General features: G+C 36.5%; 9 protein-coding genes. All 9 read right to left on the minus strand.

Annotated features, from left to right (window positions below):
- Positions 1-28 precede the first annotated feature (28 nt).
- The 9 genes from FJR09_RS04205 to FJR09_RS04245 all read right to left on the minus strand — a co-directional run bounded on the left by FJR09_RS04205 (position 29) and on the right by FJR09_RS04245 (position 12,468).
- Positions 29-982, minus strand: a complete 954-nt coding sequence (locus FJR09_RS04205; protein WP_168653231.1) for a glycosyltransferase family 2 protein — start codon at positions 980-982, stop codon at positions 29-31.
- On the minus strand, positions 900-2,102 hold the full coding sequence (locus FJR09_RS04210; RefSeq protein WP_168653232.1) for a glycosyltransferase family 4 protein: 1,203 nt from the start codon (positions 2,100-2,102) through the stop codon (positions 900-902). Before FJR09_RS04210 ends, FJR09_RS04205 begins: the two co-directional genes overlap by 83 nt.
- A 25-nt stretch (positions 2,103-2,127) precedes the next feature.
- Positions 2,128-3,114, minus strand: coding sequence for a glycosyltransferase family 2 protein (locus tag FJR09_RS04215; protein ID WP_168653233.1), 987 nt, complete (start codon positions 3,112-3,114; stop codon positions 2,128-2,130).
- Between the two features lie 199 nt (positions 3,115-3,313).
- Positions 3,314-4,459, minus strand: a complete 1,146-nt coding sequence (locus FJR09_RS04220) for a hypothetical protein (protein WP_015078014.1) — start codon at positions 4,457-4,459, stop codon at positions 3,314-3,316.
- A gap of 126 nt (positions 4,460-4,585) precedes the next feature.
- Positions 4,586-6,430 carry a heterocyst formation ABC transporter subunit HepA gene (hepA, locus tag FJR09_RS04225; protein ID WP_168653234.1) on the minus strand — a complete coding sequence of 615 codons (1,845 nt, stop codon included), beginning with the start codon at positions 6,428-6,430 and terminating at the stop codon, positions 4,586-4,588.
- A 66-nt stretch (positions 6,431-6,496) separates the two neighbouring features.
- Positions 6,497-7,441: a hypothetical protein gene (locus FJR09_RS04230; RefSeq protein ID WP_168651579.1), complete on the minus strand. Its 945-nt coding sequence runs from the start codon at positions 7,439-7,441 to the stop codon at positions 6,497-6,499.
- A gap of 112 nt (positions 7,442-7,553) precedes the next feature.
- A complete protein-coding gene (gene hepC, locus FJR09_RS04235; RefSeq protein ID WP_015078011.1) occupies positions 7,554-8,306 on the minus strand; it encodes a heterocyst development glycosyltransferase HepC in 753 nt (250 codons plus the stop codon).
- Between the two features lie 567 nt (positions 8,307-8,873).
- Positions 8,874-11,102 (minus strand): polysaccharide biosynthesis tyrosine autokinase, encoded by a 2,229-nt coding sequence (locus FJR09_RS04240; RefSeq protein WP_168653235.1) that lies wholly within the window; start codon positions 11,100-11,102, stop codon positions 8,874-8,876.
- Between the two features lie 268 nt (positions 11,103-11,370).
- Positions 11,371-12,468, minus strand: coding sequence for a glycosyltransferase (locus FJR09_RS04245; protein ID WP_148759698.1), 1,098 nt, complete (start codon positions 12,466-12,468; stop codon positions 11,371-11,373).
- Positions 12,469-12,493: the final 25 nt, after the last annotated feature.

Below are 12,493 nucleotides of genomic sequence, written 5' to 3' on the forward strand. Positions count from 1 at the left end.
GAACGCAGATGAACGCGGATAAAGATTCTTAACTCCTGACTCCTACAAGATGGTGATTTCCTATCTTTCTATATTTTTGATATCCTAACCATCTTCCTTGTAAGGATGCTCGCAATTTTTTACTGGCAATTTCTTTTTGTTGGGGAAATAATCTTAACCATTGACATATTCCTAAACTTTCTCTTGTCCCAACTAAAATTGACCAGGATAAAAATACAATTTGACGCAGGGGTGAAAGATGTTCTAATAAAATTAAGGTTTCGTTGTGGACTAGGTTAATTAATGCGGTGTCGTTAAAGTTGTGGCGTTGATCTTCGTCAAATCTTTGGGCGGGATAGTGATCTACTCCAATGCTGGGATCATAAATTATTTTCCATCCAGCGCGTTTGAGGGTGAGGGCAAAGGACATTTCAAAATGTACCTGTGCGCCCGTTCCTTGCATTCTGTCATCAAATCGCAATTTGCCAATCGCCTGGGTACGAAAGCTCATATTCACACCTTTGAGAACATCAACTTCACGGGGTGCGCCTACTCCTAAGTGATGGTTGCCAATGACGCGCCCCCACCATTGCAATTTACCAACTATGGGACGGGAACCATTTTCTAATTTGTCTCCTTGATACACCCAATCACGACCACCTACGCCACCAATGGTATAATTAACGCTGAAGTGAGTATTAATTTTGGCTAACCAATCCGGGTGGGGGGCGGCATCATCATCGGTGATGGAAAGAATGTCTCCCTGTACTTGTGCTAGTCCGGCGTTGAGGGCGGCGACGACTCCCGGCTGGGTGACGGTGACAATCTGTAAGGGGAGGAGATGGGGCGGAAATTGGTGGAGGAATTGCTGGGTTTCTGTGTCTGTATCTCTGACAACAACGATCGCCTGATCAACTGATTTAGTTTGCTGTTGCAGTGCTTTCAGACACCGGGCTAGGTCTTGAGGACGGCGATAGGTGGGGATGAGAACTGTGTTTCTCATGGGTGATTAACTCCTCAAATATATTTAGATAGGTTTGTGCCATTGTTGACCAGCTATGTTGTTCGGCAATAGTCCGGGCAATTTTACCCATTTGTTGACGCAGTGAGCGATCGCTATTTAACAACTCCAGCGCCTCTGCTAAAGCATTAGCATCATCACAATCGTCTAAAACGATGCCACAGTCGGGATTAACTAAATCAGCCGCACCAGTAGTAGTGGCGGTAATCACGGGCAAACCTGAAGCCATCGCTTCAATCACTACAAGTCCAAAGGGTTCATAACGGGACGGAAACACAAATAAATCTGATGCCCGTTGAATTTGGGGCATATCATGGCGATAACCTAAAAAATGCACTCGTTCACTAATATTTAATGCTTTTGCCATTGCCGGATAAGGGCTATCTTGAGTACCACCGACAACTGCTAAATGTAATTTAGGAACTTTTACCAAAGCATGAAGTACAGTATCTAAGTTCTTCCGGGAAATCCGAATATCACCTGCAAATAAGGCCAAATTGACATTTTCAGGTAATCCTAATGCCGTCCGAGAACTGACACCGGGAGCAAATTCTTGTAAGTCTACACCATTAGCAACCACCCGAATTTGTGAACGAGGTACACCAATATTTACTAATTCTTGGGCAACTTTTTCTGAGACAGCAATAATAATTTTAGATTGGCAAAAAGCTTGTTTTTCCCAATAAGCATTAGCCGCAGTAAATAACCATTGATATAACCCGTACAAATCTTTACGGTTATGGGAAATATGCACAGGCGATTTCAACCAAGAACCATGTACAAAATGCACGGCATTCACATCACTTGCCCCCATAGTAATCGCGCCATTGACCTTAATTAAATCCAAATTAGCTCGATTTTTACGCAACCAATCGGCACTTTTTTTAGCAAAGATGAAATTGCGAATAAATTCAGTAGGATACCTTTCTACTGGAATATAAATACAACTAACAGCATTATTTTCAGATAACTCTGGGGCAATTTCACTAGCTAATAATGTCAGATCATGACCACGACGAATGGCTTCTTGAACCACTTCATAATTAACTCTGCCTTGACCATCGCCTTTTCTGATTTTGTGGGTAACAATACAAATTTTCACTCATAACCTCTTGTAATTTACTAAATTAGGAAATGTTCCAAATTTTATTCGTTAAATTGGTAGGAATAAAACTGATAATTAAAGCGACTAAAGTGCGTAAATTAAATTTTTGCTCACTTAAAGTTTGCCAAAAATGACGGCGAGCATCTGTAATTTTTTGATCTCGTAATAAGCCAATTCCTAAAGTTGTATTAGCTTCTAACCATTTGGTTTTAAAGTAGGAATTAAATTCTTGTAACTGTTGATCTTTCATAAAGGTTTGATAACAGAATAGCTCACTTTTACCTTTACGGATTTTTGCTTGAACATTGCGACTACCACTGAGCATAGTATCAGTTTGTTCATGCTCTCGATATTTGGTTAATTTTTCGGGAACATAGTAAACTCCATAACCAGAAATACAGCAAAGATATGTTAAATATAAATCCCACATTCCGTCAACCTCTGAAGGAATATTATTCCAATTAAGCACTCCATTTCTGATTACACAAGCAGCCGCAGTGGGAATACTTTTATCAATTAAGCCAATTTGAGTAAAATTTTCATGAACTCCGGGAGTGATTTGGTCACGTTTATAACTGCGGGTATTGTTTTCAGTGGCAGCAATATTAATTTTACTATCACCATCTATAATATATTGGTCACAAAATGCCAAAATTAAATTGGGATTTGCTTCTAAGTTGGGAACAAGTTTGGATAAAAAATCCTCATTCCACATATCATCATCATGGAGACTAGCCACATATTTACCTGTGGCAATTTTAAAACCATAAAACTGGTTAGCTAACATCCCAATATTTTCTTTATGTCGCCAAAATTTAATTCGTGAATCTGGAAATGATTCAACTAGTGCTTGGGGATTTTCAGAACTGCAATTATCAGAAACGATAATTTCTAGATTTTGATAAGTTTGTTGAACGGCACTATTAATTGCTTGTTTTAGATATTCTGGACGATTATAGGTAGGAATAATGACACTTACCAAAGGTTCGGAGGAGTTAATATTTAACATTGATTTTAGGATGAGAAGATAAACTAAGTAGGTGAACGGAAAAAAACCGTAGACGCGGAGCGGCTTCTCGAAGAGTAATATGTAACCAAAAGTAAAATCGCCGAAACTCTCTTCACTCTTGCCTCTTGCCTCTGGTTACTGAGCGAAGTCGAAGTATTGCCTCAAGCCTAGTGCCATAACGACGATTTTCAATGCTAACCTACTTACTTTTAGTTGTTGTTTGTTTTTGGGAAACTATCTCTAAAAAACGCAAAGCTGTAGGGACAGGACTATAATTTTTAATTGCCCAACTTCTTCCTTCTTGAGCAATATATTCCAGAATTTCGGGATTTTCTGTAATTCTATCTATTGTGGCTTGAACATTATCTAAATCTACACCAATATAATGTCGCCAATTTTCAGGCATTACAGGTAAAGTAATCCCATATTTTTCAAAATCAACATGAAATGTCACACATCCTGCGGCTAAAGATTCCCAAAATCGCCAACTATCCCATTGTAGAATTGTATTTGACTGTAATTTTAACTTAGCTAAAAGTTGTTTAATTCCACGATTAATTAAACTACTAGGATCATTAGGCCAAGTAGGTACAAAGAAGCCACCAAAGCAAGTACAAGCAACAGATTCTTGCAGACGTTTATAATAATTGGGATAGTGTCTACCACCAGTTTGTAACCATTGTAGATAATGATATCCTGCTTGCGGATGATGATTTGGATCATCAACAAAGTTATTAATAGAGAGAATGTTTTCAATTTGAGGAATTAGCTTACTACAGCTAATATTTCTGACAGGATGTCCAGACTTCCAATGGCGAAAATTGACAAGAATCTGTTTTTTTCTAGCAGTAAAATCTGGTATGGTATTCAGTTCTTGTAAAATGCGATTACTCAGTCCAAAAACCCAAGGCTGAAAGTTATTACCATAGTTTAGTTTGCTATTAAAATGAGTTCTTAAAATCAAATCAAATTGTCTAAATTCTGGTATTTTATTGTAGGTTTTATTATTATCCTCACAATCCAAATAAACAGTAATATATTGACGCTGAGGATGAAATAAGTTCTTTGGTAATGGTTCTTGAATATGATATGAATTGGTTGTGAATATAACTATAGAACAATCATCAGGTGTCACATCTGCATGATGTTTAAAAAGATATTCTGATGTTTCTAAGGAATTTTGCCAATAATTGACATTAGAAAAAAATGGGATTCCCAACTCTTGAAAACCTTCAGCCAAACAAATTATTAAATGTTGAAATTTCTCTCCTATAGAAATATTTTCTACAGGATCACAATAAAAATAAATTTTAAGAGGAAACTTGAGGGAACGATTATTTGTCATATATTTAGCCTGATGATTGAGTAAATATTAAAGGTTTTATTTTTGATATTTAAAATCAGTGATGGTGTTATTTTTGAAGTCTACCAATCTCTGAATATAAATATCAAAGCAGTTTATTAGTTGATATTAAGTATCCTGTTTAGAAGTCATTTCATACTGCATTTGATGATATTCCCAAAGTTTACCTTGAAGTTCTAGGAGTTCTTGATATTTACCTTGTTCGACAATTCTTCCCTGTTCTAAAACTACAACTTTATTCGCTTTAGCAATAGTAGAAAGACGGTGGGCGATCGCAATTACTGTGCGGCCAACAGATAGCTTTTCTAAAGATTCTTGAATTAACCGCTCAGACACAGAGTCTAAAGCACTTGTAGCTTCATCTAAAATCAGAATTTCGGGGTTTTTCAGCAATGCGCGAGCGATCGCAATTCTTTGTCTTTGTCCACCTGATAACCGCACACCTCTATCTCCTAATTGCGTATCGAAACCTTCCGGCATTTCTAGAATAAATTCTAAAGCATTTGCCAATCGTGCAGCTTCTTTAATCTCTGTTGCTGTAGCTGTTGGTGTCCCATAAGCAATATTATTCCAAACAGAAGTATTGAAAATAAATGTATTCTGACTAACAACTGCTATCTGAGAACGCAGAGAGTTAATGTCAAATTTGCGAATATCAACTTCATCTATATAAATATAGCCATCAGTAGCATCATGAAAGCGCGGAATTAAATCCGCAAGTGTAGTTTTTCCAGCCCCAGATGAACCAATTAAAGCCGTCATTTCCCCTTGTTTAATGGAGAGAGTTATATTATGTAAAACTCGTTGATCAGGACTATAATCAAAATCTACCGACACTAAATCAATTGATCTTTTAAAACTAGGAAATCTGAGTGCGCCATTTTGAAAGTAGATTTTATCATCAGTTTTTAATAAATCCTTGATATTTTCTACCGCTCCCGCTTGGGTACTTAAAAAAGCCACGACTCCATTCAAATCTTGAGTCATAGGGATAATGCGGAACAGGACAAAAAAGAAAGTTAACAAAGCTGAAACTTTCATTAATCCTGTGCTTAAAGCCACAATAATCATACTAATTAGAATTAGCGTGGATATACTTTCAGCCAAAGGCTTAACTATCAAAGAAATCCAATAAACACTTTTCCACGTATTAACAATTTTTTCACTGGCTTGATAATACCGTTTTCGCTCAAATTCTTGAGTAGAAAAAGCATGAATTGTGCGAATACCTTCGATAAACTCTAGCACCCTAGCCGTAAAGTTATCATTAGCAGTAGTAATAGTAAAACTACGTTCTCTAATTTGTTTATTTAGAGTGGATAATGCCACCGCTAAAAGACTAAATAGCAAAATAGAAACTATAGTCAGTTTCCAGGAAAGAATAAACAAGGAAATAGAATAGACAATCAGTGTAAAACTTCTAGTGATTAAAAAAGCTAGTCCACCAAAAATCTGCCTAATTCTCTCCATTTCACTGGTGAGTGTATTAACTAATTCTCCAGATTTTTTATGACTAAAATAATTAAGAGTTTGAGCCTCTAACTGTTGAAAAATTCGTTTACGGAGATTATCTACTAAACTTATTTCACTAAACTGAATGCAAATCTGTCCTATATAATTGAAGGATGCTCGCATACAGGTTGTAACAACAATTAAAGCTGATATTCGATATAATCGCTCTGTTGCGGAAGCATTAATTCCTAAAATCAAAATATCAAACCAGCCTATTCCTGTTTTCACAGGTTCAGCCCCAGGAGTAGTTAAGCTTTGCAGAAACACCAGCAAAAATCCTAAACCAAACCCTTCAAAACTGGCAGCTAAAGCGGAAAATACGATAGCTAAAATAGCCACAACTCGAAAGTGTTTAAATTCTCGTAATATTACCCGATTATTTTGCCACAAACTTGTAGCTTGAAAGATTTTCACTGTTGACGGTAGAAATTTGGAATCCATAAAAATTTTGACCAATAATTTTGATAATTAAGCACAGAAGCATCAATCTCAAGAAAATAAATATGCTTACATAGGAGCGCGACGAATAAAACGACCAAGAGCAGAACCACAGAGAATTTCAAATTTCTGCCATAGTATTTTTGCCATTGAATAAAGTTGAATAGGTGTTTGACTATGTTGCCAATATAATTTATCAGTTATGGTGGGAGAGCTACCTTCTAAAGCACTAAGCAGCAGTTTTTTCCGCCAAGGTTTAATATTTGGAATTGTGGCGTGAGACATGATAGTACCACCAGGAACAAAATCCATACCGTCTGGTCCAACTGTACTTAAAGGATAATTAGTCAACATCAATGCTAAGTTTAAATAAGTCTGGTCTCCATAAAGATATGGGTAATGATGAAAGGTATTATCGTTATAAAGATCGTCTAAATTGGCATATCCTGCCATCTCACCCAATTCTTCTAATTGCTGCCAAAGTTTCAAGATAGATTTGTAATTTTTATGAACTCCAATGAAGCCACTATTGTAGTGATAATCTAACTCACGGTCACAAGTAAAACCATTGTTTTGAGCAAATTCTTTCCATGCTAACCGTTTAGGATGATTTGCCGGAACAAAATACCAAGAATCACCACAAAGAGCAATTCCCCGACTTACCCAATTTTCATAAAAATCCCACTCACATTTATTGACAATATCAGGATCAAAGTAAAATAAGGCATCAATATCTGGACAGTAATTTTCCCATAATTGGGACATAAAATCAGGTTTATAAAAACCTAGATGTTTTGGAGTTGTTAGCTTGACAAATCGGATTGCACAACCTTCACCTAAAGAAAACTCTTGATAACCATTTTCTGTTTTCAAAGACTTAGCCCAAGGTGGCACATTTCCCCGATAACCAGCCCAAATTATGCCTCGAAACCCGTGGTGATATAAGGAATTTACTAAAGCCCCCACACCATAATGATAGTCTTTTTCAAATACGGTACAAATCGCTGTTTGCATGGTAGTTTTTATTTTTTACTTAGGTACATAATTCATAGTTATCAATATGAGAACAGGAAGTATTCATCAATTAGATAAAAGCGCTTAAAAACACAGAGTGAATATATTTATTCTAAACTATAGGCAAATTAACCTTATTCTCTATTTGCCATGCACCGCTGAAGTTATGTTTTTGATTTAACTTTTTGCTCTGGGCTTCTAAGCTTAATTTAACCGCATCTTCTAAAGACAAACAACGATTATTAAGTAGGCAAAATTTTCCTTGAAATAGATTCAATCCATTAGATAAATTATTTAGAAAAAATGTACCTAATACAACAATTAAATTAGTCATTTCATGTTTAGCTGTTGGGCTAAATTTAATAGCTCGAAAAAGTTGTTTATTTTCTCCCACATACCACTCATAATCAAACAACAATTTGGGAGAATATATTTGAATAGTTATCAATCCTCCTAGTATGACTGGACTCATAAACAGCAGCAGAAATAAAGCCCAAGTCCAATCAATGATGATTCGTAAATTCCTGAAAATTTGATTACCTTTTTTTGACGATTTTCGATAAACAGAAATGTTTATAAATATCGGCTTATTAGCTTTTTGACAAGCATTTGCCCAAACTTTTAATAAAGAATCACCAATTTTTGGATCTATGCTCACTAAACTAACTGGAGAATGTTTTAAGCATTCTATTAACGATGCTTCATTTTCTAGTGCAGCTAAATGGGGCTGTGGCAATTTTTCAGAAGCTTTCACCAATAACTTTCCTCTCCGCCATTGCAAGGTACATGATAGGAAGTTAAAATTTTCAGATGACTGAGGTATAATAGAGTTATTATTTAGACTAGAAATGACTGAAATTGGCATAGATTAAAAGTGATAAAGTAGTAAAAGATTGACTTGATCTGTACGATCAGGAAATTAAAATTTTCTCAATCGTAAAAAATACATTAAAGATCAGCAGATTTAACTTTTATGACTAACCAGCGTTCCTCCTTGTAAAATTTGTTTATATTAAAATACATATAGGAATCCGCTTTGATTTCTGAATTTATTTGCTCTTGTCTTTGAAAGTTAGATGATGGGTTTCAATCTCTACAATATAAGACTCTTGATAAATAAATCATCAAGAAACAACTTCTTTATTCACTCTTTAAATAAATATTACTTTTTTCTTCACAATATTAAGATATGGTAAAATGAATTAATGGTAACTAAATAAAATTAACCAACATTTTGTGTTTATAAAACATCTTATAGTTTGCTTATCAGGTAAATAAAAATAACTCTAGAGCGGATTAGTTCCTCAACTTAGATCCCCCACTTCTTAAAGAAGCTGGGGATCTTTAATCTTGTTGTTCAAATGCAAAAACCCCTGTCAAGTGCAGGGGTAAATCTATCGTAGCTGGTTAAATATTGAGCAAATATTCTGGTTTATTCTTCCATTGCCGGTTGTAAAACCAATTGTTTTGGCTTGACATAAGGTACATAGGTGCTATCAGATGGAGATGCACCATTAGCCACAACACCAATCAAATTTAACTTACTCAACATCCTTGTGGCTTGATTAAGTTGGGTACGCGTTACTTTACCCATGCTGGCCATCATTACCACACTTCGACAAGAGGATGCTGTGAGCATAGCATCCACTAAACCAAGCACTGAGGGGGCATCTATGATTACCAAATCATAATTTTCTTCAAATGCAGCCATCAATTGGATCATGCGGGGAGAACTCAAAAGATGGGCAGGATCTGTCGGGATTGGTCCGGCTGTCAAAATATCAATGTAAGATGATCCAGAGTAAGGAACACTAATATGATTAGGCAGATTAACTTCACTTTCTAATAAACTGGAAAGTCCCTGTTCATTAGGAAGATTTAATTGTTTGTGCAGATTAGGATCGCGTAAATTAGCATCAATTAGTAAGACTTTTTTATGTAGACGAGCCGCACTCATGGCTAGACCTAATGCCAAAGCCGATTTACCATCATCTGGTAATGCTGATGTTACCATTAATGATCTTAAATCTGAGACTTTATTCAGCAGTTCGATATTTTTGTAAATGAGATCAAGTGATTCCCAGCGGGGAGAAGATTGTAATACTTGAATTGTCCAAGGAGCCAGAACTTCTGGTTTGCCAAATGGCAATTTGATCATTGATTCTCTGGGTCTGGCAGGTGGCAATTTAGGAGTTGTTCCTAATAAGGGGAGAGCAGCCTGTTTTTCTAATTCCGCAGTAGTATGTACAGCGTCATCAGCGGCTTCACGAATGAAGGCAGCAGCCCCTCCTAACATTAAGCCAATGACTCCTCCTAAGAGGAGATTCTGTCTCATGTTAGGCCCAGTTTGAGAACCTTCTTGTGGTTCTTCTACTACTTCCCAATTGAATCCACCCTTAGAAAGTTCCTGGCGTAATTTTTGTTCGGCTCTTAATAATTGTTCTAATCTTTCTCTGCTAAATTGTAGTTGGGGAAGGATGCGATTGTAATAAGCTAATAGAGAGGGAAAACGCTTGAGGTCTGCTTGTAATTCTTTCTCTTTTGCGGCTAAAGTTTGATCGCGGGCGGTTAATGCAACTATAGTAGTTTGCGTTTCTACCAATTGACCTGTGAGATTCAGATCAATTTGTCCAAGTTGTCCTTGTGCTAAAAGATTATCTCCAGAACTAAAGACAGGATTAGTGCTTTCTCCTAAAGTTCTGCTGACTTCTTTTTGTAAAAGTTGTTTTTGACTTTGTAGTTGTTCGTTCAATTTTTGAACGCCGGGAGTATCATCAGTAAAACGTAAGCGTTCTTGTGCTAAAGCCAGTTCGGTTTTTTGGATTTCGTTGAGTAAGCCTTGGTAGCGGGTAGACTGACTCAAACGAGAAGAAACTAAGGCGTTTTGTGGAGAACGATTCAGTTGTACTTGCAAAGATTTTTGCTTTGCTAAAGCTTCTTCATACAAAGAACGAGTTGCTTGTCGTTCCTGTTGGACAGTATTTAAAGTTGTCTCTACGGTTTTAGCCTGAGCATCTGGATCAATTAGATTTTGATTTCTGCGAAACCTTTGTAGATTTGCTTCGGAAACAGTTACTTCATCTGTCGCTTTTCTTAATTGCTCTCTAATGACTTGGAGACCTTTTTGTAACCGCGAATTTTGCTGTTGTTTGTTGTATTCTAAATAAACTTGCTGAATTGTTTGCAGAACTTTTTGGGTTTTTTCTGGATCGTTACTGGTATAATCAACTTGAAATATTTTAGTGACAACCTTATCCTCTGGACTCTTAATTTGAGTTAAGACTAAGGATTTTTTTAAATCCATTACGGTTAAGTCTGGATATTCAGCTTTGAGTTTATCAACTGCTTTTTTAATCAGTCCAGAACTCTGCATCAAGTTTAATTGAGTAGCAGTATCTACCTCCACATTAGTATCAGTGAATTGACTTTCTGTGTTATCAGTTTCTTTCTTGCCTTGATAGTTAGGTTCTACTAACAATTGCATGGTGCTTTTGAAGCTGGGTTCTGTTTTCAAGGTGATGATGCCAGCAATAGCAGTAGAACTCAGCAATACTAATAATAACCAGGGAAATCTTCGCAGAATTACTGCAAACATTTGTCCATAACCTGGTTCTGTTTCTGATGCTGGATTTATATTGGGATTTAGACTAGTTTGAACCACTTTTATTATCCTTATCTGCGATACACTACGCAAACACCTAAAAATTAAATGAATTAGCGATGCACACCTCTAATACCGCAGGGCAGAATTAAAAATTAAAAAAGCAAATTATATAAGCTTTCTAGGAATTTTTAATGATTAGTTATTTTTGCCATGCTGCACTAGTAGTCTGTCAATCCAAAAATGACGGGTGAAGGGGAGCGGGGGGAGCGGGGGGGTAGGGGAGGTAGGGGAGGGAAAAACAGGAGTTTTTTCCGATCATTACCCGTCAAAATAAATTTGACGAACTACTAGTTTTACCAATAACTTGCTCAACTTTACTAAAGAATGACTGTTCTGAGAAATTGCTAACAGCATGATTACGGATAGTTTCGTAATCCCAAGCTATTCCTCCAGCTTCGAGTATTGCTGCTTGTAAAGAGCATGGTGTTTGTCTTTTGAAAAACACCCCAGTTTTCCCTGGTATTTGAGTATCTAAGACTCCACCTGCTCCATAGGCAATAACTGGTGTACCACTAGCGTTTGCCTCGACTGGAACTAATCCATAATCTTCTAAAGCTGCAACAATAATTGACTTAGCTTTAGAAAATAAGTCTTTACGTTCTCTATCACTAACATGACCAAGAAATTGGATGTTTGGTAATGCGTGGGCTTTTAATCTTTCTTGTTCTGGTCCATCACCTGATATTAATAAGTTCCAGCCTAACCAATTAAAAGCTTCGACTATTATATCAAGACGTTTATAACTTATCATCCGCGCCGATGCCAAGTAATATTCTTCTTTGGTATCGGAAAAAACAAAGTTGCTAGTATCAATTGGATAGTTAATAGCAATGGCTTGTTTGTGATAAATTTTTTGAATTCGCTGGGCAACAATGCTAGAGTTAGCAATGTAGAGATCGGGTTCTTGAGCATATTTCAGGTCTACATTTCTCATCATTTGAAAAACTCTTTCGATGAGAGGAGCAAAGTATCTATAATCTCCGTATTCCCGTAAATATGTTTCTGTGTCCCATAAAAAGCGGGTAACATTATGACAAAAACAAATATGTCTAGCTTCAGGTTTTTTCCGTACTGCTTTGGCAAAACTGGTGCTACTGCTGATAATTAGGTCATAATCTTGGAGATCCAAGGAACGAAATGCAGGAAAATACAAAGGAGCTAACATCCGAAAATATTTGGTTGCACCAGGAATTTTTTGCAAAAATGTGGTATTAATAATTCGTTCACCTAAATCAATACTTTTCTGCGGGTCGTATAATGAGGTGAAAATGTCAGCATCGGGATAGCGTTTACACAGTAATTCAAATACGCGCTCTGCTCCACCGCGTTGAGTTAAGTAATCATGGACGAGAGCTATTTTCATACCGGATTCCCTACGATTTGGTAAT

This window comes from Dolichospermum sp. UHCC 0406, assembly GCF_009712025.1.
In the GTDB taxonomy this organism is placed as follows: Bacteria; Cyanobacteriota; Cyanobacteriia; order Cyanobacteriales; family Nostocaceae; genus Dolichospermum; species Dolichospermum lemmermannii.

Excerpts from the sequence above, each read along its gene's own strand:
- FJR09_RS04205 (WP_168653231.1), bottom strand. The coding sequence starts at position 982 with ATGAGAAACACAGTTCTCATCCCCACCTATCGCCGTCCTCAAGACCTA.
- FJR09_RS04215 (WP_168653233.1), bottom strand. The coding sequence starts at position 3,114 with ATGTTAAATATTAACTCCTCCGAACCTTTGGTAAGTGTCATTATTCCT.
- FJR09_RS04220 (WP_015078014.1), bottom strand. The coding sequence starts at position 4,459 with ATGACAAATAATCGTTCCCTCAAGTTTCCTCTTAAAATTTATTTTTAT.
- hepA (WP_168653234.1), bottom strand. The coding sequence starts at position 6,430 with ATGGATTCCAAATTTCTACCGTCAACAGTGAAAATCTTTCAAGCTACA.
- FJR09_RS04230 (WP_168651579.1), bottom strand. The coding sequence starts at position 7,441 with ATGCAAACAGCGATTTGTACCGTATTTGAAAAAGACTATCATTATGGT.
- hepC (WP_015078011.1), bottom strand. The coding sequence starts at position 8,306 with ATGCCAATTTCAGTCATTTCTAGTCTAAATAATAACTCTATTATACCT.
- FJR09_RS04245 (WP_148759698.1), bottom strand. The coding sequence starts at position 12,468 with ATGAAAATAGCTCTCGTCCATGATTACTTAACTCAACGCGGTGGAGCA.